Source organism: Hydrogenophaga sp. T2, from assembly GCF_049843535.1.
Classification (GTDB): domain Bacteria; phylum Pseudomonadota; class Gammaproteobacteria; order Burkholderiales; family Burkholderiaceae_C; genus Hydrogenophaga; species Hydrogenophaga crocea.
The window spans coordinates 364,352-390,326 of record NZ_JBBHZJ010000001.1; the positions used below are offsets into that span (position 1 = coordinate 364,352).

The following is a 25,975-nucleotide window of genomic DNA, read 5'->3' on the forward strand; positions in this document are numbered from 1 at the left end:
CGCCCGTCAGGCCGTTCCAGCGGAGCCCGCATGATCGGCGGGAGCCTCCGTGCCCGGCAAAACCACGAGGTAGGCCAGCACTTCGAAGTCGTTCATGCCGGCGAACTCACCCTTCAAGGCGTGTGTACCGGCTGGGTCGAACAGGCTGGCCACCGCGCGCTCCGCACTCTTGCCGGCCACCGACGACACGGCTGCAGCGAGCAGCCCTTGAGCTTGTCGCATGTCGGCGCCCTGCCGAGTTTGCTTGCCATAACGCGCCACGGCTAGCGCGTCAGGCAGTTCCCGGCCCATGCACAGCCGCTTGAAGCGATCCAGCGCGTGCTTGGCCTGGGTGTAGGGCAGCAGTACGTTGCCGCCTTCGGACACGTGCACCAGGTAAACCGGCGCCAGCGGATAGCCTGGGTCGACAGCTCGCTCGGCCGCTTGCCCCTCTGCCCGCAGGCAGAAGAGGATGCCTGGCGGAAGGTCCGCCTCGGTCGTCGTCACCACGGCACTGGCGCCCAGGGGCATCGACTCCAGCTTCCCAGGGTGCGCCTTCAAGTAGCGCGCCAGGTCGATGCGGAAATCCGTCAAGGTCAGGTCGGTGATGGACACGCCGCTGGAGAGATCCTCCAGGTCGATCACCGCGTCCTGCAGCTTCAGCAGTTGCTTGCGCCGGTACTCCAGGTCATTCATCGGGTCGCCGGACTGCTGCTCGATCAGGTTCTCTTCGCCGGTGGCCGAGACGTCGAGCAACACCATGCGCCCGCTGACGCGCTGCTCGAGGTTGATGTACTCCTCCAACTCCATGTTCGGCCAGAAGTTCACCAGCTGGATGCTGGTGTTGGGCGAACCGATGCGGTCGATGCGGCCGAAGCGCTGGATGATGCGCACCGGGTTCCAGTGGATGTCGTAGTTGACGAGCCAGTCGCAGTCCTGCAGGTTCTGCCCCTCGCTGATGCAGTCGGTGGCGATCAACAGGTCGATCTCGCCCTCGTCGGCCAGGCTCGCCGGCCGCTCCTTCGATCTCGGCGAAAACGCCGTGAGGATGCTGCCGAGGTCGCGCCGAAGACCGGGCAGCGTGGTCTGGTTGCCGCCGGAACCCGTGACGAGCGCGCCATCCACGCCCAGCTGGTCGCGCGCCCAGCCAGCCAAGTGCTCGTAGAGGTATACGGCCGTATCGGCAAACGCGGTGAAGATGATCAGCTTGCGATTGCCGGCGTTGATCGGATTGCGAACCTTCTCGGCGATGAGTTCTCGCAGCTTCAGCAACTTGTCGTCGCGGCCTGCGTCCACCTGGCGCGCTGCAGCGTGCAGCGTGGCGAGCCGGTTGCGATCCTCGGTGAGATCCTGGCGCCAGCGGGCCAGGTCCAGGTCGCCCAGCAACACCTTGACCTTGCGGCCGACCAGCAGCGGTTCGAACAGCGGATCGTCGACATCGACGTCTGCGATGTCGAGTTCCTCGAACTCGCTGGCCTCACCTTCAGTTCCCGCCTTGTAGGCCGCCAAGCGCGCCAGCGTGGCGTCCACGTCCTTCAACTGCCGGCCGACCGTCAGCGCGAAGGAATAGACCGAGCTCTCCATGCGCTTGAGCAGGTTCACCCGCATCAGGTGGATCAGGCTCTCTTCCCGGTCGACTTGGCGGAAGATGCTCTCGCCACCGCGGATGGCCGTGCTGTACTTCTGGTCGTAGGCGGCAAGCCGCCCTTCCTTCACGTACCGCAGCGGCGCATAGCTTGCGAGCTTCAACCGCCGGATCTCGAGGTTGATCTCCTTGATCGGCCGGAACTCGCCCGCACGGTCGACATCGGCCTTGATGTTCACCGGGGGCAACCGGCTGGGAAACCGGCCCGTCTCTTCAGTGCCGTAGTACTTCTCAATGTGGCGCCGCGAGCGGGCGATCGTCAGGTGGTCCAGCAGCGTGAAGTAGTCGAAGCCGAGCATGTCCACCAGCAGCGACGGGGTCTTCTCATCCTCCGGTAACTCGAGCCATCGGTTGAAGGCCTTTTGCGCCCGGCGGGTGGTGCTGTCGATGCTGGCAATGCCGTGGTCGAAGAGCGCCGTGTCGTCACCCTCCGTGACGAAGGCAATCTGGTTGCGGAGGTCGGCCAGCCGGTTGTTGACGGGGGTGGCCGACAGCATCAGCACGCGGGTCTTGACACCCTCGCGGATGATTCGGCGCATCAAGCGGTCGTAGCGGGTCTCATTGCCCTGCTTGGGCGACTTCTTGTTCCGGAAGTTGTGCGACTCGTCGATGACCACCAGGTCGTAGTTGCCCCAGTTCACGTGGCTGAGGTCGATGTCACCCGATAGCCCGCCCTCGCGGGACAGGTCGGTGTGGTTCAGGACGTCGTAGTTGAACCGGTCAGACGCCAGGACGTTGCGCTGATCATTGGCCTTGTACAGCGTCCAGTTGTCGCGCAGGCGCTTGGGCGCCAGCACCAGGACACGGTCATTTCGAAGCTCGTGGTACTTGATGATCGCCAGTGCTTCGAATGTCTTACCCAGGCCCACGCTGTCGGCAATGATGCAGCCGCCGAAACGGTCCAACTTGTCGATCGCGCCCACGACGCCGTCGCGCTGGAACTTGTAGAGCTTCTTCCAGACCACCGTGTTGCGAATGCCGGTGGCGGCCTTGACGATCCGGTCTTCGTCCAACTCCTGCCCGTCACGCTGCAGGAGGTGAAACAGCACGGCCGCGTACACGCTCGCCGGGTCACGCGGGCTGGCGAGCCCTTCGAGTTCGGCGAGCAAGCGCGCCTTGGCCTCAGCGCGTGCGCCCAGCGCCGCCCACTGCGCATCGAACCACTGCGCGAGCATTTGGCTCTCAGCGGGCGACTCCGACGCCTGAATGAAGGACAGCGGATTGCCTGGGGTCAAACCGAGACCGTCTGTGGACAGGCCGAACGACCCGTGGACCGCTTGAACGGGCTCTCCGGCTGCGTCGCGAATGACCGCGAGGCCTTGGGGAATCTGGCCGGCCGCAGCGCGCACCTCGGCCACGGAACGCAGCCAGTCGGCCATTTGTCGAGCCAGAAAGGCGGTCTGCAGGCGGTTGCGCGCCGGTCGATCCGCCTCGCCTCCGACGAGTGCCAGATCGGCGCCCGCGCCCGGAAAGATGCACCTGCCACTCCCAAGCTGGGTCGCCTGGGACTGAAGCGCTTCGAAGGCAAACAACGACGCGGTGCCTGACATCAAGTCAAGCGACACGCCGCGCGCCGCGTGGGCCAGGATCAGGTCGAGAACTCGGTCGGTGCCTGCGTTTTGAACCAGCCGCATTGGTTTCAAATCTCCCTCTGCGCCACTCTACCCAACTTGAACGGAGACCCCAGAACATCAGACCTCGGACACAAGGGTCGGCTCGGCGTCGAAACCCCCCTCGCAAACGCGCCATTCCGCGGCGCCGCGGCGGCAGCCGGCTCCTACCCTTTCGGTCACGCGCTCGACAGAGCACGGCCTTCAGATCCTGAAGCCACCGAACGAGGACCGCGCCATGTACTCTGCATTGCCCGCTGCCCGCTGCGACGTCGCCACCCAGGCTGGCCAGGCCGGCTCCGGCACCCACGACAGCGAACACCCGGAGACCATCGAGACCCGGCTCTGGCTCGAGGAGCACGACTGGCTGTTCACGGTGCTGCGCAGCGAGGGCAACGTCTCGCCGACCTTCCGCTTCCCGGACCTCATCAGCGCCTGCGTGTCGCTGGTCTTCCTGCACGATGACGCGCCAGCGCGGATCTTCGATTTCCTGGGCACGCAGTTGGTGCTGCGCCCGCCGCTGACGCCCAGGCGCCGCGAGTCGATGTGGCGCCCGCAGTACGAGCTGCTGCTGGCCGTGCAGCGCTCGCCGGCCAACCGCCACCCCAACCCCAAGTTCCAGCTCGACCAGCTGACCACGGCCTGCGTGGCCCTGTGCCGCCAGCACGAGGGCGCCGACGCGCTGGTGCTGCGCCAGGCCCGGCTGAACATGGCCGACCGAGCCGCGCGCGGGCGCCCATTCCGCCCCGGATGAGGCGAAAGGTGACGGCGCGGTGGTGCAGGGGTTTCGCACCTCACGCGCCGCAGGTCGCCTCCCCGTAGACCCGCTCTCGATACCCGCTCCATACCCGCTCCACACCCGCTTCCGACCCTGGCCGCTTCGCCGGGCCTCACCCGTCGCTCGACGCCCTGCAGTCGGCCAGGCCTGGCCGACTGGAACGGCGTCGCCCTGTCCACCAATACGTCACGGGTCGATCCATGCAGGTGCCGCTGTTGTTCCCCGCGCGACGGTCGCCGATCAGGCCGATGCCTGGACCCTGGCTGCTGGCAGCGCTCGCCACCGGCTGGGCGCCGTTGCAGGCCCAGGCCTGCTGGGAGCAGGCGGCGCAGCGCTTCGGGCTGTCGCCCCACCTGCTGGTCGCTGTGGCGCGTGTCGAGTCCAACCTCGACCCACGCGCCGTCAACCGATCGCATCTGCAGCGCACGGGCTCCTACGACATCGGGCTCATGCAGATCAACAGCTCCCACCTTCCCAAGCTGGCGCGGCATGGCATCAGCGAGGCACAGCTCTACGACCCTTGCACGAACATCCACGTCGGCGCGTGGCTACTGGCCGACGCGTTCGCTCGGCACGGTGCCTCCTGGAACGCCGTCGGCGCCTACAACGCCGCCTGCAGCCAGCTCAAGGGCGAGGCCTGCACGGCGGCGCGTTCCAGCTACGCCTGGAAGGTCTACCGCCGGCTGCCTTCCGCCAGCGGCGCGGCTGCACGTCCCGTTGCGGCGACTTCACAGCGGTCTGTGCAGGCGGCGCAACCGGCGCCCATCCTCCTGGCTGCGAGGGTGGCGCCATGACGCGACGTGCGCTTCGGCTCTTGGCCGCGCCTGTGCTCGCGGTGACGGCCATTGGCGCCGCGTCGTCGTGCAGCGCACCCCGAACTGGCGCCCTCCCTTCGCGGCCAGAGGCCGCTCAACCGCCCCCCACTTCGGCGCGCGCCGCAGCTGGGCTGTCGATCGCCCAGCTGGACCACGGCCGCCAGGCTCGGTTCGCCACGTGCGCACCGCCCGCCTGCCCCGCCGTCACGCCGAAGACGCTGGCCGTCGATCCAGCGCGCGCAGCAACGGCTGAAGCGCGAGCCGATCCCACCCCGCGCTCGGATGCAGTCATTGCACAGTCGCTGAGCCCCGGTGAGACCTTGGTGATCGCCGGACCCCAGGCAAAGCTGCCAACTGCGCACCGAACCGCGATCGGGCCCGAGGACGCGGGCGAACCGCTGGTGTCCGAGATCGCCGTGGGCTTTCCGTTCGGGAGCGCGGTGCTCACGGCCGCCGCCCGTGCCTTGATCGATGCCGCGGCCACGGGCGACGGCATCCGGCGCGTCGATATCCGGGGCCGCACCGACAACGTCGGACCTACGGCTGCGAACGACCTGTTGGCCCGCCGGCGCGCTGCTGCGGTCGCGCAGTACCTGCGGGCGCGCCACCCGCACCTGGCTGGCGCGGAGGTGAAGGTCGATGGGCGCGGCGTCTGCTGCTACGCCACGGAGAACGACACCCCAGAGGGCCGTGCGCGCAACCGGCGGGTCGAGATCGCTTTCGAACGTGTTCCCACCGATCTGTAGTGCGCCCTCAGTCGCTCGTCCCTCATCTGCACACCCGGCCCTGCCCGCACTTACCTGAACCCTCTCACCGACCCGCCGATCACCCGCACCCGACCCGACCGCCACCGCCATCCACCTTCGTCTCCCAGCACTGAACCCTCGGAGGACTCCCATGAACACCGCTCTCGCCTCTGTGCATCCCGCCCGTGCCACGGGCTCCCTGACAACCGACGGCGCCGACGACCCCGGTACGGCCCACTTCGCCGGCAACCGCCGCTCGAAGCGCCTGCTGTCGCCGGTCTCGCTCTTCGTGCTGATGGCGCTCGGCCTGTGCGTCGCCTTTCCCGGCTACGCCCTCGACCTGGTCGCCTTCACCGGCATCACCGGCCCGCTCACCTCGGCGCTGACGCAGATCGCGAGCCTGGGTCCCGGCATCAAGGCCCTGGTCGGCTTCGTCGGCTTCGTGGTCGCACTGATCTCGCTGGCCGCACTGCGCAACTTCGGCCCGGTGCTGTTCTATGTCGGGCTGGCCATCTTCGCCGCGGTCGGCCTCGTGATCGCGGGCGCGATCATGGGTGCGGTGATCTGACGCGCGCGCAGCCGACGAGCAGGAGGCCCGCATGCACGCCGACACCTACATCCCGCGCCGCCTGGACGACCAGTGGAAGATCGGCTTCTGGGACGTCGACGTCGCCGCGCCCCTGCTCTTCGGGCTGTTCATGGGCTACATGTCCGGCTCGAAGTTCTCCTTCGCGCTGTGCCTGGCCGCCGGCGCCCTCACCTCGCGCGCCATCGCCCGCATCAAGGCCGACAAGCACCCGGCCTTCGCGGTGCACTGGCTGTACTGGCACCTGCCCACCAGCCCGCTGACGGCGATGCGCGCCACGCCGCCGTCGCACATCCGGCGCATGGTCGGTTGACCCCAAGGCCAAGAGATGAAGCCCCAAGCTCACTTCGTTCGCAGCCCCCGAGGGGCTGCTCAGTCCCTTCGGACGGCCGGGCGGGACTGACATGGACTTCGAACGCCTGAACGGGGACATCAAGGAGATGCGCCGCCGCAACCGCGGCCTGGCGCTCACCGTGGGCCTGCTGGCCGCCGCCCATGTGCTGGCCTTGGTGGTGATCCTCAACCTGCTGGGCACGGTGCGCACCGTTGTCGTGCCGCCGTCCATCAACAAGTCCTTCTGGGTCTCGCGCGACAAGGCCAGCGGCGAGTACCTCGAGCAGATGGGCGCCTTCATCGCCTGGCTGGTGCTGGACGTGACGCCGGCCTCCATCGACTGGAAGAAGGACATCCTGCTCGGCTATGTCGAGCCCGACCAGCACGGCGAGCTCAAGACCCGCCAGGAGCTGGAGGCGGCGCGGCTGAAGCGCATCAACGCCAGCACCTTCTTCATGCCGCAGCAGCTGGTGCCCAGCGAGGACACACAGACCGTCGTCGTCCGCGGCCGGCTGCGCACGCTGGTCAACGGCCTGGAAACGGCCAACGACGCCAAGGCCTACGAGGTGGGCTTCGCGTACAGCGGCGGCCGGATGCACCTGAAGACCTTCAAGGAGGTGACCCATGCCGCGCCGTGACTCCCGGCCGCTGCGCCGTCGCCTCGCTGCACCGGCAGCGACGGTGACGATGGCGCCAGGTTCCCAGACACCCCGCTGGTTCCGCCCGGTCGCCGCATGGACGGCCGTGACATGCCTGCTCGCAGCCGCAGCGCCGGCAACCGCGCTGCAGGTGCTGGACGCCCGCGACGGCGTGGCCGTCGAGGCCGTGCTGTCGATCAAGGAGCCCACACGCATCCGCATCGACGGCGCCGCGATCACGGACGTGTTCGGCAACATCCATTCCAGCAATTGCGGTGGTGCTGCGCCGTCTTCCAGCGGCAGCAACGGCGCACCGCCCGCTGCCGCATTGCCGGCCGTGAACCCCGCGGGGGAGATCGTGCTGGAGTGCGACCGCGACAAGGGCGAGATCTACATCCGCCCGGTCGGCGACTCGCCCAAGCCGGTCAACCTGTTCATCTCGTCGGCGCACGCCACCTACACGCTGGTGCTGCGCAAGGCAGACACCCCGGCCGACACCATCGTCATCCGCGACCCCGGCCAACGGGCACTGCAGGCGATGCAGTCCCCGACCAGCGCCGCGGGCTCGCAGACACCGCTGGGCACCGCCCCCAACCACATCCGGGGGATGAAGACGCTGCTCCTGGCGATGGCGTCCGACCGCGTGCCGCCCGACATCCGTATGGACGAGCTCAACCAGCCCATCCAGCTCTGGGCGGAAGCCAGGTTCTCGCTGATGCGGCGCTACGAGGGCCGGGGTCTGGTGGGTGAGAAGTACCTGCTGCAGAACGTGAGCCAGGCCTTGATGGTGCTGGCGGAGCAGGAGTTCGACCGACCCGACAGCCCGTCGGGTGGGCAGGTGCTGGCTGTGGCTGTTGAGCACCACAACCTGCGTCCGGGCGAGACCACCAACGTCTTCGTCATCCGCCGCGGAGGCCAGTGATGGTGTCGCCCCTGCCCCCCTCCGCAGCCGCCCTTCGCCAGTCGGCCACCCGCCTCGGCGCGCAACTGGCCGAGCGGATGACGCCGCGCCAGCGCCAGTTCGCGCTGCTGGGTGTGATCGTGGCCGCCGGCGTGGGCCTGCTGTGGCTGATCTTCGCGTCCACGGACACCGGCTCGTCATCCGGTGCGCGCAAGCCCGCCGCCGGCGCGCCAGGGCCGGTCACCAACATCGGCGTCATGCCGCCGGGCCAGCAGGTCAACCCGGTGGACCAGTGGGTCGGCACCGCAGGCAGCAAGCTCGCCCAGTACGAGAGCGAGCGCGAGGAGCAGACCCGGCTCAACCGCGACCGCCAGGCCTTCGAGGCCCGCACGATGCAGCGATTCGCGGAACTGGAACAGCGCCTGACCTCGGCGACGCAGGCGGCCCAGGGCGCCGCTGCTCCGGCGCCTGCTGCAGCCCCGGTTCCGCCCGTGCCTGCACCACTCCCACCCGCCTTGCCGTCGGTCTCGGCCGGCACGACGCCGACCGGGCTGCCGCCGGCGGCCAGCCTGCCGCTCCCTTCGACCTACGGCCCGGGCATGGCCGGCCGACAGTTGCCAGCGGGCATGCCGGGGCTGCCGACGGCCGACCCAGCACCGGCGGCGCCAGCCATCAGCCGCGTCACGCTGGTCGATCGCAGCATGCAAGGCAACCCCGGCTCGAGCGGCAGCGCTTCGGAGCGTGCCGGCACACCGGCGGCCGAGCCTCGGACGGTGTCGACCTGGCTGCCGGTGAGCTTCACGCGCGGCACGCTGCTCGGCGGACTGGACGCACCCACCGGCGGACAGGCGCAGTCCAACCCCCACCCTGTGCTGATCCGCCTGTCGGACAACGCGGTGCTACCCAACCGCTTCCGTGGCGAGTACCGCGAGTGCTTCGTCATCGCGGCTGGCTATGGCGACATCAGCTCCGAACGGGCCTACCTCCGCACCGAGAACCTCTCGTGTGTCCGCGCCGACGGCGCGACCCTGGAAGTGAAGATCCAGGGCAGCGTCTACGGCGAGGACGGCAAGGTCGGCATGCGCGGGCGGCTGGTCACCAAGCAGGGCCAGATGCTGGCCAACGCCCTGCTGGCCGGCGTGGTCAGCGGCATCGGCCAGGGCCTGGCCACCTCGTCCACCAACGTCAGCACCTCGCCGCTGGGAACGATCACCAGCGCCTCGGGCGCCGATGCCTACCGGGCCGGGCTCGGCACGGGTGTCGGCCGCGCCCTCGACCGGCTCGCCCAGTACTACATCAAGCTGGCCGAGAACACCTTCCCTGTGATCGAGGTCGACGCCGGCCGCGAGATCGATGTCGTCATCACCAAGGGCGTCCGCATCGACGTGCCGATGAGCGCCGCTGCCGCCGCGCCCCTTGCAGTCCGCCCGAGCAACCCGGAGGTCTCCGACGATGCCAACGACTGACAAGCCCTCACCAGGCTTCGCCTTTACCTCCCCCGCCCCGCATGTTCCCGGCCGGCACCGGTGGCAGGCGGCCTGGCTCGTGGCCGGTCTGACGGCCCTTTCCGCAGGCCACGCCGGCGCCACGGCCTCCGATGAGGCTCGGCTGCTGGCCGCGCTGCGCAAGGCGCACCCCGGCACCCAGTTCACGCAGGTGCAGCGCTCGCCCGTGGCCGGCCTCTACGAGGTCTGGATGAACAGCAACGTGGCCTACGTGTCGCCGCGGAATCCGCGCTACTTCATCTTCGGCCGGGTCTTCGACACCCAGACCATGCAGGACCTCACCGGCCCCAGACTGGCTCGCGCGGCCACCATCGCTGCGCAGGCCGGCCGGGCGCCCGGTGCGGGCGTTCCTTCGGCGCAGGCCGACAGGATGCCGGCTCCCGACTCCCTCATTGCCTTCGACCAGCTGCCGCTGGCGGACGCGATCAAGACCGTGCGAGGCAGCGGCGGCAACGAGCACCGTCGCATCGCCGTCTTCAGCGACCCGGGTTGCTCGTTCTGCCGCCGGCTCGAGCCCGAGCTGGCCGGCCTGGACGACGTGACGATCTACACCTTCCTGGTGCCCTTCCAGGGCCGCGCGCGCCCGGTCTCGATCTGGTGCGCGGCGGACCGCGAGAAGGCCTGGCACCAGTTCATGCTGCAGGGCGACACCTCGCTGCTCAGGCCGGCGGGCGACCCGCCAGCCCCGCGTGCCCCGGAGTGCGACAACCCGCTCGATCGCAACCTCGCGCTCGCGCAACGCCTCGCCGTCCAGGGCACGCCCACCCTGGTCTGGGCGGACGGAACCCGAACCGACGGCTACGTCGACCGGACCGTGCTGCTCGCTCGCCTCCAGCAGGTGTCGCAGGTGGCGGGGGGCAAGCCATGAAGCAGTCCGCCGTCGAGTTCCCCGCGGCTCCGACATCGCGTGCTGCCCCAGCCACCGGACTGGCCGCGGCGCCGGTGCTGCTGGCCTGGATGCTGAGCGGCTGCATGAGCATGAGCGGTCTCAGCGGCAGCTCCAGCTATGCCTGCAAGGCCCCGGACGGCGTCACCTGCGACTCCGTCTCCGGCACCTACGCCAATGCTGTGCAGAACAACCTGCCAAGTCAGCGGCGAACGGCCGGTGCCAACCCAGGCATGCCGCAAGCCCCGCGCGCGACGGAGGGCATCGCGGGCGCAGCCGCGGCGGGCGCTGCAGGCGCGTCGGCCTCCCGCATCGCCGTCTCGCCATCGACGCCGCCCTCGCCCACGGCCATGCCGCTCCGGTCGTCGGCCCGCATCCTGCGACTGTGGTTCAAGCCCTGGGAGGACGCCGATCGCGACCTCCACGACCAGGGCTATGTCTACGTCCGGGTCGACGACGGCCAGTGGCTCGTCGAGCACGCGCAGCGGCAGATCCGCGATGCCTACGCACCGTTGCGGCCTCCGCCGCCCGCAATCGCACGTTCTGCCGGCGGCGCCACCGAATCGCGCGACCCCAGGACATCGAACCAGTCCGGTCGGACAGATCAACCAAGTGGTTCGCTGTCCCTGCCCGGCCTGACGCCTCCGGCGGGCCGGCCGCAGATGCCTGTCGATCCGCGTGGCAACGAACCCAACGACTGACCTGGCTCCTCATCCGGTATTCCCTGCGAGGCACGCTCCATGCCAACTCCGTTCGCCCCGACCGCTTCGTCCCGATCCGCCGCCTCTCCTGGCGGCAGCCGCCCCGGCCAAGGCAGCCTGGGCTGGCTGGGCCTGGGCTCGCCTCCGGACACGCCCGCCGAGCAGTTCGCGTCCTGGCTGCCGTACTCGGCCTACCTCGCCGACGAGAAGCTCTTCGTCAACCGCGACAGCCTGGGCTTCATGCTCGAGCTGATGCCGCAGTCGGGTGCCGACGACCGCATGGCCGAGGTGCTGATCTCGCTGTACTCGACCTGCCCGCCAGCCACCGGGATCCAGTTCCACCTGTTTGCCTCGCCGCACGTCCGCGAGCAGCTGCGCCGCTATGCCAACCTGCGCGTCGAGGATGCCGACCAGGCCGACAAGGCCAAGCACTGGGGCCGCCCGGCGCGCAACGACAACCTGTTTCACCGCCTTGCTCGGCAGCGTGTGGGGCACCTGCTGCACGGTGCGCAGCAGTCGCTGACCACCGGCTTCCACTACACGATCCGCGACTTCCGGCTGATGATGAGCGTGTCGGTGCCCGGCGGCGTGGAACAGGCCGGCGACCTGACCCGGCGCGACGAGCTGGTCGCGCTGCGCGAATCCATGGCGTCCACGCTGCGCTCGGCGTCGCTGCCCAGCCGTGTCTGCGACGCCGCGGACCTGATCAACTGGTGTGCGCTCTTCACCAACCCGGACCGGGTTTCCCAGACCGACGCCCCCAACCTCCACTACGACGACGGCCGCGAGATCCGCGACCAGATCGTCGACTTCGACACCATCCAGGACCCGCACCCGGCCGGCCTGACCCTCTGGAAGGAAGGTCACCAGGGATCGCTGGAAGCACGCTTCTACTCGATCAAGTCCTTCCCCGAGCGGTTCGCGCTGTGGCAGATGGGCTCGCTGATCGGCGACCTGATGCAGCCGGCGCTGCAGTACAGCGCCCCGTTCCTGCTGACCATGGGCGTGCACGTGCTCGACCCCAACGTCATGAAGTCCGTGGTCACCGCCAATCACGTGCGCGCGACCCAGAACGCCCGCAGCAAGATGGCCGAGGTGATGCCTGACGTGGGCAAGAAGCTGCAGGACTGGACCGCAGCGGCCAACGCCATCGACGTGGGCAGCAGCCTGGTGAGCCTGTACCACCAGCTGGCGATCTTCTCGCCGCCCGAGAAGGCCGTGTCCGCCCAGGAGACCGCCAACGCGATCTGGCGCGGCCGGGGCTTCCAGCTCAACGCCGATGTCTACATGCACCGGCAGGCGCTGCTGGCCAGCCTGCCGATGACGCTTTCGGAGGCCTTCCACAAGGACCTGGCCAAGATGCGCCGCGTCTCGCGCAAGACGATGGCCAATGCCATCCACCTGGCGCCGCTGATCGCCGAGTGGCGCGGCACGCGCACGCCGGCCCTGGTCTTCGGTGGCCGGCGCGGCCAGCTGATGACGCTGGACATCTTCGACAACGACCTGGGCAACTACAACTTCGCGATCATCGGCGCGCCCGGGTCCGGCAAGTCGGTGCTGATGAACGAGATGGCCTGGTCCTACCGGGCCATTGACGCCAAGGTCTGGATGCTCGACCTCGGCCGGTCGTTCGAGAAGCTGTGCCGCAAGGCCAAGGGCACGTACATCGAATTCCGGCCCGACGTCGACATCTGCCTCAACCCCTTCACGCACATCGTCGACATCAACGAGGACATCGACATGCTGGTGCCCGCCATCTCCAAGATGGCCTCGATGTCCCGGCCGCTGGACGAGGTCCAGTACAAGGCCATCTCGGCGATGGTCATCAAGCTGTTCCGCGAGCACGGCAACGCGCTCACGGTGACCGCGCTGCGCGACGCCTTCAAGGCCGGCACCATCGAGGAGCTGGGCGTGCGCGAGGACCCGCGCATCCGCGACCTGGCCGTGATGCTGAACCCCTACGCCCGCGGCGGCCAGTACGAGCGCTTCTTCGAGGGGCGCAACAACATCGACTTCGGCAACGACTTCGTCGTCATCGAGAACGAGGAGCTGAAGCGCCGGCCCGACCTGCATGCCGTCGTCAACATCCTGCTGCTGCACCAGATCACCGGCGAGATGTACCTCACGCGCAACCGGCGCAAGGTGCTCTTCATCGACGAGCTCAAGCAGCAGTTGGGCGACATCGGCGCCGACGACCCCGTGAAGGCGGCCGTGGTCGAGGAAGCCGCGCGTCGCGCCCGCAAGTACGGCGGATCGCTCGGCACGGCCACTCAGAGTGCCGACGACTACTACGGATCGGCCCAGATGGAGGCGGCCTTCAACTGCTCGGACTGGGTATTCCTGCTGCGGCAGAAGCCCGAGTCGATCGAGATGCTCGACCGCAAGGGGCGGCTGTCGATGGACGAGCCCAAGAAGCGGCTGCTCAACTCGCTGCGCACGGAGCCCGGCGTGTTCTCGGAGGTCTACATCTCCTCGCCGGTGGGCGAAGGCGTGGCGCGCAACATCCTCGACCCGGCGACCCACCTGCTGTTCTCCAACAAGCTGGAGGACAACGCCCCGATCGACGAGCTGCGGGCGCAGGGCCTGAGCATCGACGACGCGATCACCGAGTTGCTGCGGCGGCGCGGGCACGCGGTGTGACTTTCGCAGGGCTCCCATGGACGTCGACGCCAGCGCCAGCCCTCGCCAACCCGTTTCCGGGCCTGTGGGCATGGTGCCCATCCTCCTGCATGCGGCGTTCGCGCTGCTGATCGTGCTGGGCACGTTGGCCGCCTACGACCGCGTGGTGGTGCGCCCGGCCCAGCGCGTCGGCGTGGTCGATGTCGGCGAGGTGTACCGGCAGAAGGAGGCCGAGTTCACCCAGCTCCTGACCCGTGCCACCACCGATGCCGACCGCGAGAAGGCGTTCGCGCTGGCCCGGAGCTTCTCGCAGCGGCTGCCGGCGGCGCTGGAGGAACTGCCCCGCGACTGTGCCTGTCTGGTGGTGCTGAAGAGCGCCGTGGCCGGCCCGACACCGCGGACCGTCGATCTGACGGCACTGCTGCAGCAGAAGCTGGGCCATCCCCAGACCCCCCACAGGAACGACCCCGAGGAGGCCCGATGAAGCGCAGCCTTCGCACCCAGGCCATCGACTTTGCGACGCACATGCGGCGACGCTGGTACCTCTACCTGCCCGTCTTCGCGATCTGGGCCTTCGCCTACACGCGGCTCTTCATCGACCCGACGCCGCGCGTGCCGGTCCTCTTCAACTGGACGGGCAGCCTGCCGTACCGGGTGGCCTGGCTGCAACACGGAGAGCATCCGCTGCAGCGCGGCGAGTTCGTCATCTTCTCGTTTGCGGGCGAGGCGCGAACCGCGTACCCCGGACTGGATGGACAGCCGTTCTTCAAGGTCGTGCGCGGCCTGCCGGGCGACGTGGTGACGGTGTCCGACCGCACGGTGTCGGTCAACGGTATCGTCGTCGGCACGGCCAAGGCCCAGGCCTTCGACCGGCGGCCGCTGGAGCCGATCGCGCCGACGGTGATCCCGCCGGGCCACTACTACGTGCAGGGCACCGGCCCGGACTCGTTCGACTCGCGCTACCGCAGCAGCGGGCTCGTGCGGGCCGAGCAGGTGCTGGGCACCGTGGTGCCGCTGTTCTGAGGGGCTGCCATGGATTCCGACCTGACGCTGCCTTGGCCGGTGCGCCTTCACCCGGTCCAGCTGACCTCCCTGGCCTCGCTGGCTTCCCGTGTCGCCCTGACCGCGTTTGCTGTGGCCTTGCCGGCGCTGGCGCAGACATCGTCCGAGCCGGCTGTCACGGGCGACGTGCCGATGGCCGACTACCTTGCGCTGCTCCAGCAGATCTCCCCGGCGGCGCACCAAGGGGCGCAGGCCTATCTCCAGGCCCACGACCGCCGGTGCCGCCGGAGTCTTTCGAGCCGCGAGTTGCGACAGGCGATGGCGGAAGGGGACGGCGATCCGCTGCTGATGGCGATGATCCGGGCCAGCCACCTCCAGGACGGGCCAGGGCTGACACGGCTGGCCGAGCAGGTCGCATGCACCCGGAAGGCGGCCAGGTGAAGTTCGAGATGCCACTGCCTCAGGCTGGCTGCGCGCGCGCGCCGGCGCGCGTCATTCGGTCGCTGCTGGTGGTCGTCGCCATGATCCTGAGCACGGCCACCCATGCCGTGGACCTGGGGACGATCGGCCCGACCTACGGCATTGCCGAGCCCCACCTGCTGGAGTTCATCCAGCAGCGCCTGCGCGACAAGGAACGCACGGGTGAGCTGCAGCGGCTGATTGACGAGGCCCGCAACCGCGGTGTGGCAGCCGTGCGCCAGCCCGCCCCGGTCGAGGGCGTACGAGGCACCGAGACTGCACGGTCCTGGACCATCGATCCCACCTTTACGCTCGACCGCAACATCGTCGATGCGCAGGGCCGGCTGCTGTTCCCGGCCGGGACGCGCAAGAACCCGCTGGAGGTGGTGTCGCTGTCCAAGCGGCTGCTGTTTTTCGATGCCCGTGACGCGCGACAGGTGGCTCGGGCGCGCGAGCTGATCTCGCGCTACGACGGCAAGGTCAAGCCCATCCTGACCGGTGGCTCGTACCTGGACCTGATGAAGGCCTGGCGCGTGCCGGTGTACTACGACCAGCAGGGGACGCTGACCCGCCGCTTCGGCATCAGGCAGGTGCCCGCCCTGGTCTCGCAGGAAGGCCTGCGCCTGCGCGTCGACGAGGTGCTCGTGCAATGACCACCCTGCCCTCCCTGATCCGCTGGCTTGCCGCACCGAGGATGCCCGCGCTTCGCCGATGGGCCAGCCAGGTGCTTGCCCGCGCGTTGCTGGCTGTCGCCCTGCCCTGGGTGGCGCCCGCGCAGGCCGCCGACGGCCTGACCTGCACCGGCCGCTTCCCCAACCCGATCACCGAGATCTGCTGGAGCTGCATCCTGCCGATCAGCATCGGCAGCGCCACCATCGCCAACTTCGATGGGCAGGAGGACATCCCCAACCCGTCCAACCCGGTCTGCAGTTGCGGCGTGAACCCCACCATCGGTCTGTCGATCGGGTTCTGGGAGCCGGCGCGGCACGTGGAGGCCGTGCGCAAGCCGTTCTGCCTGGCGTCGCTGGGTGGCATCGACCTCGACCCCGGCATCCCGGCGCCGGCGGCGGCACGGTTCACGCGCCCCGAAGGCGATGGCGACGGCGGTAGCTTCTACCAGGCGCACTTCTACGTGAACCCGGTGCTGTACTGGCTGGAGGTCGTGACCGACTTCCCGTGCCTGGAGCGGGGCTCGTTCGACCTGGCCTACCTGACCGAGGTGGACCCGCTGTGGAACGACGACGAGCTGACCCTCATCCTCAACCCCGAGGCCGTGCTGTTCGCCAACCCGGTGGCGGTGGCGGCCTGCGCGGCCGATTGCGTGGCCGCGACCGCAGGTTTCGGCATCGCCGAGATGTTCTGGTGCGCGGGCTGCCAGGGCGGCATCTACCCCCTCGATGGCCACGTGCCGTACCACATGGGCGGGGTGCGAACGGCGGCCCTCATCGCGCAGCGGCTGACCGCCAAGATGCACCGCGAGCTGCTGGCCTGGGGCTGGCATGGCCGGCCGGGCCTGTGCGGGCCCTACTTTCTGCCGGCGATGGACAAGACCGCCTACAAGACCCAGCTGACCTACCCGGTGGCCAACACCGCCAAGGACGGCGGGCGCTGCTGCCAGCCCTTCGGCCGCAGCACCATCGTCTGGGGCGCCGGCAAGGAGTACCCGGTGCGCGGCGAGGACTTCGCGTTCATGCTGTTCAGGAAGAGGAACTGCTGTGTGGGCTACTGACGGGGCATCGCCCATCGGACGGACGCTCGGCGCGGGAGTCGCCGTTCTCCTTCTTGCCCGCAGCGTGCTGGGTGCCCCTGCGACGCCACCCGCGGTGACCGACGCCGACATCGAGCGCGCGCGCCAGCAGCATCGGATGCCGACAGAGTCTGAGCTCGCACGGGTGCCGATTCCTGGCGCAGCTCGCATCGAGAACCTGCCGCAGCCGGTGACCCGCATGCCCATCGACCTCGAGGCCATATCCAAGGGCTTCGACGTGCAGAACGGAGCTCAGGCAGCGGCGATGGCTCCGGGCAAGGCAGGGCCGAAGGTGCTGATCTTCGTGAGCTTCGCGATGCCGGAGCCAACGCTCCAGCGCTTGGTCGACCAGGCAGCGCGGGCGGGCGCGACGCTCGTGCTGCGGGGGTTGGCAAACGGATCGATCCGTGACACGGTGACACAGATGCAGGCGCTGATCGGCAGTCGCCGCGTTGCCGTTCAGATCGATCCGGAAGCGTTCGATCGGTATGGGATCACGAGGACGCCAACGTTCGTCCTGGTCAAGGAAGACGCCGGCAACGTGGCCTGTGCTTTCCGTGCTTGCGGCCCATCGCAGTCGTTCGCGAAGGTGGCTGGCGACGTGACCCTGGAGTATGCGATGCAGTACATGGGCCGACGATCGCCAGGAACCTCAACGCCGCACCGATAGGCATTCGCCATGCTCTGCCGCCTGCGAAGCAGATCAGTCGACCAAGCCAGCGGCTGGCAGGCACGGCCAGTCGAACGCCTACGTGACAGCCTTCTTGGCCGACGAGTCGAACACCTCATCATTGATCGGCGACCGCAACCGATCGTTGTTCAGCAGCTTGAGGAGCAACTCGATGGTGTCCTCTTCAACAATGATCTTCCCACCCTCGATCTTGAGGTCCCACTTCTCCGCCTTGACTACCTTTACTAGCTTGGCCATGTAGTCCGGCTTGCTGTAGTAGCCGGCATTCTTGATGGCAGCAAGTTTGCGAAGGTGATGCAGGTTTTCCCCGACATACTTGCGGATCGGCTCCACATCACTCAGGAGGTCCAACTCCTTGAAAGCGTCCAGGAGTTCCGCACCCTTCTGTTTCATCCCTTCGCGGAAGTTCATCGAGGTCTCGAAGGCCGACTTGCGGCCAATGAAGACGGTGCCTTCAAACGCAATGAAGTCGAAGCGAGGATCGATGACGAAGACCTTCTGATCCTCCGCATCGACAAGCTTGTGGCCGATGAAGTAAAGAGTCTTTCGTGACTTGGCGGCAGCCGGGGTGTTCAGATTGCTGATCTTGCGCCATGCAAATGCACGTTTGCCGTCGATCTCGAACAGCACGACATAGGCCCACGAGCCGAGCAGTTGCGCGTAGTCCTTGACGACGCCATTGTCGAACCCCGCATCAATTGCTGCTTGGACTTTCTCAAAGTCTGTTCCGTCAGAGTCCAGCGTCAGCAATTTCTCGTCTGGGTCGGCCGTATTGAAGTCGTAGGGTTCCAGCGGGAGGTCGCGGTCCTGGAACTGCGCCTTCATGTATCCCTTCAGGCGCTTGGAAAGTTTGGCATCGATGTCTACTCGTAGGACGGAGTAGCTGTAGGGCGGCTGCGCCGGCTTGCGCTTGACCACCCAGAAACTGGAACTCGCCTTGGACAGGTCCAGGGCTTTCAGCTTCTTGAGCCTGGTTGCTTCCTTCGTGCTCATTGGTTATCCCTGCGATCTTCTTGCAACTCGGCGGCTGCGTAAAGGTAATGCGAGAGCCGCTCGATCGTGTACGAAGCGCCGATTTTGAGAGGAACCCGCGTGATGATCATGGCTTGCGTCTCTGTACCTGCGCGTTTGAACGTGCAGTCGATGAGCATGTAGCCCGCTACCGCCAGAATGGGATTGACGAAAACTGTCTGTGTTCGATACGCGACTGCGAACATCATCCCAAGAAATATCGCCAGACTGACAAGCGTCTGCCATTCGCCCAGGTCGATTCGTACGAAGGACAACACATACGGAATGGTGTAGCCGAACATCTCACCCGACTTGTTGGCTGCTTTCGTCACCTCGACGGAAAGCCCGCTCCTGATGCTCCTTATGGCGCCCAACACCATCAAGCTGCTCAGGGCTGCCACTGCGATCAGGACAGCGAACATCCAGGGATGCTGCGGCGTGGGGATGCGATTGACAATCTGCAGGTCCTTGACGGCAAGAATGACGAGCAGAGGCGCATACCCGCTGACGAAGATCAGGAGCGATGCCCAGAAGCGCAACCGCAGAGACGTATCAGAGGATCCCATGTCAAGCGGCAACCGTGATGTCGCAACTATGGCTCAGCGACACTCCGCCACAGGGTGCCTGCCCGATGTCGATGAAGTCACTCTTCGAGTGAATCGCGCGGCTCCTCGCAATCGGTTCACGTCGACCCAGGCCTCGCGAAGGCGCGATGTCCCGCTGCAGGCGACGCCCAGCGAGCGTATCGGCAAACCCACCCTGGCCGCTGCATTCCACGCCTTTCACCGCACAGCTCGAGCAGTTTGAATCACGGGTGCCACCTGTTGCCTCGCTGCACGGTACCTGATCGCGGCACGGCCCGGACCGATCCGGACAACGAACCCTTCGAACTGGTATTTTATACAGCCCATCGCGCCGCTGAGTCGCCTTCTCGGGCCTGACCTCCCTCACCCCACAGGGCGCTCGGTGCGAGTCTGCAGTGCGTTCAGAACATGGCGTACAGGCCTCACCAGACTGCCCAGCAAAGGGCGCTGCTCGCTGGCAATTCGTGGAGGGCTTCGCCCAGCGGCGAAACCCCACTCTCTCACCCACCGTTTCCCCGAGACACCAGCCGTACTGCCCTCGACGATGGGGCGTGCCTCACACCACGCCGCCAGGCCCCTACAGCCACCGCCCTGCCCCGCCGCCGTTGACGGCGAGCCGCGCCTCGCCGTGGCGCCGCCTCGTCGCCTTCATCACCGCCGTCTGCTTCCTGACAACGCAGACCGCCGCCGTGGCCGGCCCGCACGAGGAAGGGGTCGCTGCCGGCCAGGCCGCAAACCCGGTGGCCCGCGGCAACGTCACCACCCCGGGCGCCACCGCCGTGGTGCCGGGCTACACGACCACGCCACCGGAGCGCAGCTACTACCGCCAGCCCAACCTGTCGTCGCAGGGCAGCGCGAGGCTGTCTGCCTGTGCACTGACCCCCACCGACCCTCTCTGCCAGGCGCAGCGTGGCGCCCTCTCCTCGGCAAACACGCCGCGCCCGACGATCGGCGCCGATGACCCTGCCGTGGCTGCCGCGCGTGCAATCGGCCGGACGCCGTCGGCCGAGCTGGGCAGCCTGGCCGCCTACTACAGCGGTTGCACCACCACGATCACCCCGGTGCCCGCCGGCATGCAGCCACGCAGCTGCCTGCGCTACGTCGGCGTCGGCAACTACAGCTGCAGCCGAAGCCTGACCGTCAGCACGACGCGGACCACCAGCTGCAACCCGGGCGACTGGTTCGCCCACGCCGCCTCCGGCCGCACGGGTCTGGACGTGCAGTGCCTGCCTGACCGCGCCGTTACCGCGCAGCACTTCCGCGTCACCCAGGACGGCAATCCGCTCAGCTTCTTCGACGTGGACATGACGACGCCGGTCGTCTTCCCGCAGATCGTGTCGGTTCTCGACACCACCTACTCGATGATCGACGGCCAGCCCATCCGCACGGCCGTCTGGGTGGCCGACAAGAGCTGCAGCGGATCGACCTGCAGCCTGACTGCGATGGTGGCCCCGGAGCGCGCCGAGGTCTGTACCGGTGGCGGCGACTCCGGCTACAGCTGCACCAGCGTCGAGCCCTTCCTCAAGGTCTACGCCGCCTGCCGTGCCGGCACGCAGAGCGGCGACAACATCCAGGACACCGTCTGCCAGGGCGACAGCGGCTGCACCACCACCGCCCTGGACGGCACCAAGTGCTACGCGCCCGCTCCCGGCTGGACGCCTTACGCCGGCATCGACATCACGGGCACCGTGGCCGGCACCTACTGGAACATCGACGCCGACCGGGCCGTGATCGGCTGGGCGCCCAACCCCGCCTTCGGCCCGATTCCGACGATGCGCCTGTCCTACACGCGGCCAGCCACCACCGTCACCGAGACCGACCGCTGGGACGACCAGTGCCCGACCCTGGACGTCGGTGGTCGCTGCACCACGACCTCGCCCGCCGTCTGCACCGATGGCCCGGCGACCAAGGTCGTCGACGGCGTGGCCGTCACCCGCGACTGCTGGGAGTACCGGAGCACCATGTCGTGCAGCGGCGGCGCGTCGGCCGACCAGTGCGCACCGCTGGTGGCAGCAGGCTGCACGCCGCAGTCGTCGACTTGCCGGCAGACCAATGCCGTCACCGGCCTGTGCGAGGTGTTCGAGGACGGCTACAGCTGCCCCGTGCCCGCCGAGACCGTCACCACCGCCAGCAACTGCCCGACCAACGTCTTCTGCCTGAGCGGCAACTGCTTCGACATCGGCGCGCCGAACGACCCCGACTTTGCGCGCAGCATGTCGATGCTCGAGGCCGGGCGCGAGGCAGGCATCTACCTGGACGCCGACCGCATGCAGGTCTTCAAGGGCGAGGAGAACCGCTGCCGCGACCGCCTGCTGAAGAACTGCTGCTACGCCGACGGCGCCGGCGCCGGCATGACGAACCAGAGCATCTTCGGCGGCGGCTCGCGTCTGGTCTTCGACGTGCTGATGAACTCGCAGAACCAGCAGTTCATCTACCAGGGCATCTCGGCGCTGCTGATGGGCGGCGGCTTCAGCGGCACGTTCACGACCTATGGCGTGACGGTGGCGGTCAATGGCGCCGCCCTGCCCGCTGGATCGGTGGCCGTGTATGCCGGCGACAGTCTGGTCGTGGCCTTCGACCCGTGGACGCTGGCCATCGCGGTGATCATCTACATCGTCCTCTCGATGATGTCCTGCAACGAGGACGAGGGGAAGCTGGCGATGAAGGAAGGCGCCAAGCTGTGCCACACGATCGGCACCTGGTGCTCATCCTGCTTCCGGGTCCTGGGCGTGTGCGTGTCCTGCGTCGAGCACACCACCTCGAAGTGCTGCTTCAACTCGATGCTGGCGCGCATCGTCAATGAACAGGGCCGCGCGCAGATCGGCAAGGGCTGGGGCGGTGCGCAGAACGCCGACTGCTCCGGCTTCACCGTCGCGCAATTGCAGGCGCTCAACTTCGCTGCGATGGACCTGTCGGAGTTCTACGCGTCGCTGGTGCCGACCCTGCCGAACGTCAACGCGCTGCAGGCCGGCAGCGCCAGCCGCGTGCCCACCTGCTACTACGGCCAGGGGAAGTGCCAATGAGGGCCATCACCGTTCTGGTCGGCGCCGCATGCGCCTTGTTTGTCAGCACTGCCATGGCTCAGGAACGACTGCAGGTCCGCGATGCCAGGCAGCTGATGCTGTCGGCCCTGGACGCACCCGACGGCAAGGCCCACGGGGTCCTGGTCGGCGAGGTCGCCGACGCGATCTCGAAGCGCTTCAGCGCCACGACGCCGATCTACATCGACGTGAGCACCGAGAAGCGCTACGCCCAGCCCGGCTGCAGTCGCCTGAACGTGCGCTTCTGGCAAGACGGCGTGCAGTTGCCGAACTACGGCGCTGGCGGCGTGCAGGCACCGCGGCGGCAGACCATCGACTTCGGCATCAACTACTGCCGTGACGGCCAGCCGCCGCGGTCGCCCGTCTTGATGGACATGAGGCGGCGCCCATGACGCTGCGCCGCCCTGCCTCGCGCCAAGTTCGGCTCGCACTCTGCCTCGTTGTCACGCTCGGCAGCGGGACGATCGTCCTTGCGCAGCCGCAGGACTCCGGACGGCCGTACTGGTCCGACAACTGGCGCGGATGGCACTTCTACGAGGAGCCGGAGGTCCCGCCGCCCGAACCACCGGCTTCCGCACCGCGGCAGGCCGCAACGCCATCGAGTGCCGCCACTGCACCGCGGCGGTCGCCCGCGAAGCTCCCGGAGGTCGTCGAGTTCGAGCGCCTGCAGAAGGCCCTCGAGGAGCGCCGGCACATCGCCATCATGCGGCCGACCGAAGCCAACGTACGCCGCTACATGGAGCTGGAGGCCCAGGTGGTGTCGCGCGCATCCACCTTCGCCGACGTGGCGCAGCGCATCGCTTGGGCCAGCCCCGAGCTCGACCCCACGCTCCAGGGGCGCCCGGTGAACGCGAAGGCCCTGGAGGTGTTCGACCAGCTTCAGACGGCCCAGCGCAGCCAGTCCATCAGCGCCCTCGGCCGCGACCATGTCCTGTTCTTCTTCTTCCGCAGCGACTGCCCCTACTGCCATGCCTTCGCGCCGACGCTCGAGGCCTTCCAGGCCCGGCACGGCATCAAGGTGGTCGCGATCAGCGTCGACGGAGGCCCGATCCCCGGCTTCGCGGACGCCCGACGGGACAACGGGATCGCCACCACGCTGCGGGTGAGCCAGGTTCCCGCCGTCTACCTCGCCCAGCCCTTCACCGGAAAGATCACCCCGATCGGTTTCGGCGTGCTGTCCGAGGCGCAGCTGGTGGAGCGCATCTCGATGGTCGCGGCTTCACCCGACAGCGCCGCCACACCGTTCCTGGGCGCGACTGGCGGCCTGCAGGCCCAGGCCCGCTTGACCCATCAGCGCTGAGGCGGTGAGCCCGCACCGGCGCAGACCGAAATCCAAAGGAGCCCCCGATGAAGCGTACCGACGGCGACCAGTCCCTGCACCGCGCTGTGGTGGTCGCCCTGTGCTGCGCCGCGCTCGCCGTGGGCCCCGCGCCACTGCGGGCCGGTGACCTGAACGCCGAGGTGAACAACATGTTCAACAGCTTGGGCGCCATCGGCAACTACACCGCACCGGGAGCGTTCCGGGGGCAGACCTTCAACACCTACACCGGGGGCAGCCTGTTCATGCGTGCGCCGAACAAGGTCTACCAGCTTGCCGCGATCCAGTTTCCGAGCGCCCGCGCCGGCTGCGGCGGCATCGACGTCTTCGGCGGCTCCTTCTCGCACATCTCGGCGGCCGAGTTCAAGAACATGCTGCGCAACATCACGGCCGCGCTGCCGGGCATCGCCTTCCAGCTGGCGCTGGAGTCGGTCTCGCCGCTGCTGGGCGGGCTGACCAAGTGGGCCAAGGGCCTGGAGACCTGGATCAACAACGCGCGCATCAACTCCTGCGAGACCGCAAAGGCCATCGTCAGCACCGCCGCCGAGGCGGCGGGCTTCAGCTCGCAGGAGGCCTGCTCCGACCTGGCCATCGAAATGGGCCTGGAGACCGATCGAGATGCCGCGCGCCGCCGCTGCGCGACCGACCGCCCCAGCATCCTGGCCTCGGCCCGCTCCTCGGGCGACGCCAACATCCGCAACAAGGCGCCCTTCGTCGGCAACCTGACGTGGAAGGCGCTGCAGCGCACCGGCACTTACCTAGACGACCAGGAGCGCGAGCTCATCATGAGCATCGTCGGCACGGTGATCTTCTACGCCGAGGATGCCGCGCGCGATCCCGAACCCGTGGCGCCGACGATCACCTCGATCAGCCAGTTGCTGTACGGCCAGGCGGCGGGCACCGGCACCAACGTGACGCAGCACCTGCTCCGGTGCAACAACTACACGGACTGCGACGTGGTGACGCTGAACACCAGCTACACCCACACGCCCTTCACCGCCCGTGTCGAGACCATGATGCGCTCGATCGCCGACAAGATTGCCACGCGCACGGCGATCCCGAACAACTCGGCCGAGGTCGGCTTCGTCAACCAGACCACCGAGCCGGTCTACAAGATGCTCTCGATCGGCGCGACGATCCCCGGCTCGGGGCTGTCCGACAGCCTGATCGCGCAGTACCGCGACGTGATCGCGGCCGACTACGCCTACGTATTCCTGGAGCGGAACCTGCGCGTGGGCATGGCGGCGCTGGACAAGGACTACACCTTGCAGCAGACCCAGCGGGATCGCGCCAACCTGGTGAGGCAGCGGGCCCAGGCCATGCTGCTGCAGCTGTCGCAGGAGAAGAACCTGCTGTACCAGAAGGTCGGCTCGTTCCGGGCGGTGTCCAGCCACCTGGAGCAGCTCGAGCGGCAGCTGCGGTCGAGCATGCCCCAGCACGTGATGGACATGCTGGGGCAGCAGGCGGCCTTCCAGGCCCGCTGACACATCGGTCGGCAGGACCGACTCCGCGGGCACCACGCCAGCAACCCGGAGGCGGGCCAATCCCCAGGAGCGACGCATGTGGGAGATCTACGCCTACCAGAACGCCGACAGCCTGTTCGGCATCTTCAACGCTGCGGCAGCCATCCACGGCTCTGGCGACTACATGGCGGCGGTCGCCGCCGTGGCCTTCTGCGGGTTCATCGCGGCGCTGGTGGCCTACGCCTTCGCGCCCGAGAAGCTGCAGGGCTGGAAGTGGCTGGCCACCGTGCTGCTGGTGTTCTCCGTCCTCATCGTGCCGCGGGTGACCGTGGGCGTCGTCGACAAGACGGGCGGATCCGCCGTGAAGGTGGTGGCCAACGTCCCGTTCGGCGTGGCCTTCCTCGGCAGCGTCACCAGCACGGTCGGGCACACGCTCACGGGCCTGTTCGAGAGCTATCGAGCTGGCCAAGCGCTTTGAGGGATTCGAGCGTAAGGTGAAACGCGGAATCGAGATCACTGCCGTCCCCTACATCTGCCCGGCAGGGTTCTGGACGATTGGGTACGGCCATCTCTGCGACCCCAAGCATCCGCCGATCACGGAGGCAGAAGCCGAGGTCTATCTGGCGCGCGATCTGCAGACGGCACTGACGGCGACGCTGCGCTACTGCCCGGTACTGGCCACTGAGCCGGAGGCGCGGCTCGCGGCCATCGTTGACTTCACGTTCAACCTTGGCGCGGGGCGGTTGCAGACGTCGACGCTGCGACGGCGCATTAACCAGCGGGACTGGTCTTCTGCTGGGCAGGAACTGCGGCGATGGGTCTATAGCGGTGGAAAAGTACTGCCGGGACTGGTCACACGGCGTGAGGCTGAAGCCGCTTGGCTGCTCAACGCCGCATGAACCAGAGATTCAACTGAA

Annotated in this window: 26 protein-coding genes; 23 read left to right on the forward strand and 3 right to left on the reverse strand. The window is 68.0% G+C overall.

Annotated elements, in window-relative coordinates:
* Positions 1 to 6 precede the first annotated feature (6 nt).
* On the reverse strand, positions 7 to 3,258 hold the full coding sequence (locus WDZ95_RS01725) for a helicase-related protein (protein ID WP_054022757.1): 3,252 nt from the start codon (positions 3,256 to 3,258) through the stop codon (positions 7 to 9).
* 214 nt (positions 3,259 to 3,472) lie between these two features.
* Between WDZ95_RS01725 and WDZ95_RS01730 the strand changes: the two genes are divergently transcribed.
* The 17 genes from WDZ95_RS01730 (at position 3,473) to trbC (ending at position 17,620) form a co-directional block, all read left to right on the forward strand.
* On the forward strand, positions 3,473 to 3,988 hold the full coding sequence (locus WDZ95_RS01730) for a hypothetical protein (RefSeq protein WP_054022758.1): 516 nt from the start codon (positions 3,473 to 3,475) through the stop codon (positions 3,986 to 3,988).
* Between the two features lie 224 nt (positions 3,989 to 4,212).
* Positions 4,213 to 4,806 (forward strand): lytic transglycosylase domain-containing protein, encoded by a 594-nt coding sequence (locus tag WDZ95_RS01735; protein WP_231638280.1) that lies wholly within the window; start codon positions 4,213 to 4,215, stop codon positions 4,804 to 4,806.
* 344 nt (positions 4,807 to 5,150) lie between these two features.
* On the forward strand, positions 5,151 to 5,573 hold the full coding sequence (locus tag WDZ95_RS01740; RefSeq protein ID WP_197284803.1) for an OmpA family protein: 423 nt from the start codon (positions 5,151 to 5,153) through the stop codon (positions 5,571 to 5,573).
* A gap of 151 nt (positions 5,574 to 5,724) precedes the next feature.
* On the forward strand, positions 5,725 to 6,141 hold the full coding sequence (locus tag WDZ95_RS01745) for a hypothetical protein (RefSeq protein ID WP_245876402.1): 417 nt from the start codon (positions 5,725 to 5,727) through the stop codon (positions 6,139 to 6,141).
* A 31-nt stretch (positions 6,142 to 6,172) separates the two neighbouring features.
* Positions 6,173 to 6,472, forward strand: a complete 300-nt coding sequence (gene traL / locus WDZ95_RS01750) for a type IV conjugative transfer system protein TraL (RefSeq protein ID WP_054022761.1) — start codon at positions 6,173 to 6,175, stop codon at positions 6,470 to 6,472.
* 91 nt (positions 6,473 to 6,563) lie between these two features.
* Positions 6,564 to 7,130: a type IV conjugative transfer system protein TraE gene (traE, locus tag WDZ95_RS01755; RefSeq protein WP_054022762.1), complete on the forward strand. Its 567-nt coding sequence runs from the start codon at positions 6,564 to 6,566 to the stop codon at positions 7,128 to 7,130.
* Positions 7,117 to 8,052 carry a type-F conjugative transfer system secretin TraK gene (locus WDZ95_RS01760; RefSeq protein WP_104301930.1) on the forward strand — a complete coding sequence of 312 codons (936 nt, stop codon included), beginning with the start codon at positions 7,117 to 7,119 and terminating at the stop codon, positions 8,050 to 8,052. The genes traE and WDZ95_RS01760 overlap by 14 nt, the downstream gene beginning before the upstream one ends.
* Positions 8,052 to 9,497 carry a TrbI/VirB10 family protein gene (locus WDZ95_RS01765; protein WP_104301929.1) on the forward strand — a complete coding sequence of 482 codons (1,446 nt, stop codon included), beginning with the start codon at positions 8,052 to 8,054 and terminating at the stop codon, positions 9,495 to 9,497. Before WDZ95_RS01760 ends, WDZ95_RS01765 begins: the two co-directional genes overlap by 1 nt.
* Positions 9,498 to 9,576: 79 nt before the next feature.
* A complete protein-coding gene (locus WDZ95_RS01770; protein ID WP_425775959.1) occupies positions 9,577 to 10,404 on the forward strand; it encodes a DsbC family protein in 828 nt (275 codons plus the stop codon).
* Positions 10,401 to 11,123 carry a type IV conjugative transfer system lipoprotein TraV gene (gene traV, locus WDZ95_RS01775; RefSeq protein WP_170064640.1) on the forward strand — a complete coding sequence of 241 codons (723 nt, stop codon included), beginning with the start codon at positions 10,401 to 10,403 and terminating at the stop codon, positions 11,121 to 11,123. Before WDZ95_RS01770 ends, traV begins: the two co-directional genes overlap by 4 nt.
* A gap of 39 nt (positions 11,124 to 11,162) precedes the next feature.
* Entirely contained in the window at positions 11,163 to 13,763 is a 2,601-nt protein-coding gene (gene traC / locus WDZ95_RS01780) for a type IV secretion system protein TraC (protein ID WP_104301927.1), read from the forward strand.
* A gap of 16 nt (positions 13,764 to 13,779) precedes the next feature.
* Entirely contained in the window at positions 13,780 to 14,226 is a 447-nt protein-coding gene (locus WDZ95_RS01785) for a hypothetical protein (protein ID WP_245876401.1), read from the forward strand.
* Positions 14,223 to 14,765, forward strand: a complete 543-nt coding sequence (traF, locus tag WDZ95_RS01790; RefSeq protein WP_104301926.1) for a conjugative transfer signal peptidase TraF — start codon at positions 14,223 to 14,225, stop codon at positions 14,763 to 14,765. The genes WDZ95_RS01785 and traF (WDZ95_RS01790) overlap by 4 nt, the downstream gene beginning before the upstream one ends.
* Before the next feature lie 9 nt (positions 14,766 to 14,774).
* Entirely contained in the window at positions 14,775 to 15,185 is a 411-nt protein-coding gene (locus WDZ95_RS01795; RefSeq protein ID WP_211286871.1) for a hypothetical protein, read from the forward strand.
* Positions 15,161 to 15,856, forward strand: a complete 696-nt coding sequence (gene traW, locus WDZ95_RS01800) for a type-F conjugative transfer system protein TraW (RefSeq protein ID WP_245876400.1) — start codon at positions 15,161 to 15,163, stop codon at positions 15,854 to 15,856. Before WDZ95_RS01795 ends, traW begins: the two co-directional genes overlap by 25 nt.
* Positions 15,857 to 15,897: 41 nt before the next feature.
* On the forward strand, positions 15,898 to 16,932 hold the full coding sequence (locus WDZ95_RS01805) for a TraU family protein (protein WP_104302008.1): 1,035 nt from the start codon (positions 15,898 to 15,900) through the stop codon (positions 16,930 to 16,932).
* 94 nt (positions 16,933 to 17,026) lie between these two features.
* Complete coding sequence (trbC, locus tag WDZ95_RS01810) at positions 17,027 to 17,620, forward strand: type-F conjugative transfer system pilin assembly protein TrbC (RefSeq protein ID WP_146076040.1); 594 nt, start codon at positions 17,027 to 17,029, stop codon at positions 17,618 to 17,620.
* Positions 17,621 to 17,698: 78 nt separating this feature from the next.
* Here the strand turns inward: trbC and WDZ95_RS01815 are convergent, their stop codons facing one another.
* The gene (locus WDZ95_RS01815) at positions 17,699 to 18,634 is read right to left on the reverse strand and encodes a DUF4868 domain-containing protein (protein WP_104301924.1); all 936 of its coding nucleotides are present in this window, start codon (positions 18,632 to 18,634) and stop codon (positions 17,699 to 17,701) included.
* Complete coding sequence (locus WDZ95_RS01820; RefSeq protein ID WP_211286869.1) at positions 18,631 to 19,218, reverse strand: hypothetical protein; 588 nt, start codon at positions 19,216 to 19,218, stop codon at positions 18,631 to 18,633. Before WDZ95_RS01820 ends, WDZ95_RS01815 begins: the two co-directional genes overlap by 4 nt.
* A 623-nt stretch (positions 19,219 to 19,841) precedes the next feature.
* On the opposite strand from WDZ95_RS01820, the gene traN reads away from it, so the two are divergent.
* From traN to WDZ95_RS01850, 6 genes are all read left to right on the forward strand, one after another.
* On the forward strand, positions 19,842 to 22,259 hold the full coding sequence (gene traN / locus WDZ95_RS01825) for a type-F conjugative transfer system mating-pair stabilization protein TraN (RefSeq protein ID WP_104301923.1): 2,418 nt from the start codon (positions 19,842 to 19,844) through the stop codon (positions 22,257 to 22,259).
* Positions 22,256 to 22,669, forward strand: a complete 414-nt coding sequence (locus WDZ95_RS01830) for a hypothetical protein (RefSeq protein ID WP_170064639.1) — start codon at positions 22,256 to 22,258, stop codon at positions 22,667 to 22,669. Before traN ends, WDZ95_RS01830 begins: the two co-directional genes overlap by 4 nt.
* On the forward strand, positions 22,666 to 23,577 hold the full coding sequence (gene traF / locus WDZ95_RS01835; protein WP_104301922.1) for a conjugal transfer protein TraF: 912 nt from the start codon (positions 22,666 to 22,668) through the stop codon (positions 23,575 to 23,577). Before WDZ95_RS01830 ends, traF (WDZ95_RS01835) begins: the two co-directional genes overlap by 4 nt.
* A gap of 47 nt (positions 23,578 to 23,624) precedes the next feature.
* Positions 23,625 to 25,079 carry a conjugal transfer protein TraH gene (locus WDZ95_RS01840; RefSeq protein ID WP_104301921.1) on the forward strand — a complete coding sequence of 485 codons (1,455 nt, stop codon included), beginning with the start codon at positions 23,625 to 23,627 and terminating at the stop codon, positions 25,077 to 25,079.
* 76 nt (positions 25,080 to 25,155) lie between these two features.
* Complete coding sequence (locus WDZ95_RS01845) at positions 25,156 to 25,536, forward strand: conjugal transfer protein TraG N-terminal domain-containing protein (RefSeq protein WP_240668587.1); 381 nt, start codon at positions 25,156 to 25,158, stop codon at positions 25,534 to 25,536.
* Positions 25,537 to 25,552: 16 nt separating this feature from the next.
* On the forward strand, positions 25,553 to 25,957 hold the full coding sequence (locus WDZ95_RS01850; RefSeq protein ID WP_240189582.1) for a lysozyme: 405 nt from the start codon (positions 25,553 to 25,555) through the stop codon (positions 25,955 to 25,957).
* Positions 25,958 to 25,975: the final 18 nt, after the last annotated feature.

Coding starts and splice junctions, on each gene's coding strand:
- WDZ95_RS01735 (WP_231638280.1), top strand. CDS start 4,213: ATGCAGGTGCCGCTGTTGTTCCCCGCGCGACGGTCGCCGATCAGGCCG.
- WDZ95_RS01785 (WP_245876401.1), top strand. CDS start 13,780: ATGGACGTCGACGCCAGCGCCAGCCCTCGCCAACCCGTTTCCGGGCCT.
- WDZ95_RS01745 (WP_245876402.1), top strand. CDS start 5,725: ATGAACACCGCTCTCGCCTCTGTGCATCCCGCCCGTGCCACGGGCTCC.
- WDZ95_RS01795 (WP_211286871.1), top strand. CDS start 14,775: ATGGATTCCGACCTGACGCTGCCTTGGCCGGTGCGCCTTCACCCGGTC.
- traF (WP_104301922.1), top strand. CDS start 22,666: ATGACGCTGCGCCGCCCTGCCTCGCGCCAAGTTCGGCTCGCACTCTGC.
- WDZ95_RS01765 (WP_104301929.1), top strand. CDS start 8,052: ATGGTGTCGCCCCTGCCCCCCTCCGCAGCCGCCCTTCGCCAGTCGGCC.
- WDZ95_RS01805 (WP_104302008.1), top strand. CDS start 15,898: ATGCCCGCGCTTCGCCGATGGGCCAGCCAGGTGCTTGCCCGCGCGTTG.
- WDZ95_RS01760 (WP_104301930.1), top strand. CDS start 7,117: ATGCCGCGCCGTGACTCCCGGCCGCTGCGCCGTCGCCTCGCTGCACCG.
- traV (WP_170064640.1), top strand. CDS start 10,401: ATGAAGCAGTCCGCCGTCGAGTTCCCCGCGGCTCCGACATCGCGTGCT.
- WDZ95_RS01730 (WP_054022758.1), top strand. CDS start 3,473: ATGTACTCTGCATTGCCCGCTGCCCGCTGCGACGTCGCCACCCAGGCT.
- WDZ95_RS01815 (WP_104301924.1), bottom strand. CDS start 18,634: ATGAGCACGAAGGAAGCAACCAGGCTCAAGAAGCTGAAAGCCCTGGAC.
- traC (WP_104301927.1), top strand. CDS start 11,163: ATGCCAACTCCGTTCGCCCCGACCGCTTCGTCCCGATCCGCCGCCTCT.
- WDZ95_RS01725 (WP_054022757.1), bottom strand. CDS start 3,258: ATGCGGCTGGTTCAAAACGCAGGCACCGACCGAGTTCTCGACCTGATC.
- traE (WP_054022762.1), top strand. CDS start 6,564: ATGGACTTCGAACGCCTGAACGGGGACATCAAGGAGATGCGCCGCCGC.
- traF (WP_104301926.1), top strand. CDS start 14,223: ATGAAGCGCAGCCTTCGCACCCAGGCCATCGACTTTGCGACGCACATG.
- WDZ95_RS01840 (WP_104301921.1), top strand. CDS start 23,625: ATGAAGCGTACCGACGGCGACCAGTCCCTGCACCGCGCTGTGGTGGTC.
- WDZ95_RS01820 (WP_211286869.1), bottom strand. CDS start 19,218: ATGGGATCCTCTGATACGTCTCTGCGGTTGCGCTTCTGGGCATCGCTC.
- traW (WP_245876400.1), top strand. CDS start 15,161: ATGCACCCGGAAGGCGGCCAGGTGAAGTTCGAGATGCCACTGCCTCAG.
- WDZ95_RS01845 (WP_240668587.1), top strand. CDS start 25,156: ATGTGGGAGATCTACGCCTACCAGAACGCCGACAGCCTGTTCGGCATC.
- WDZ95_RS01830 (WP_170064639.1), top strand. CDS start 22,256: ATGAGGGCCATCACCGTTCTGGTCGGCGCCGCATGCGCCTTGTTTGTC.
- traL (WP_054022761.1), top strand. CDS start 6,173: ATGCACGCCGACACCTACATCCCGCGCCGCCTGGACGACCAGTGGAAG.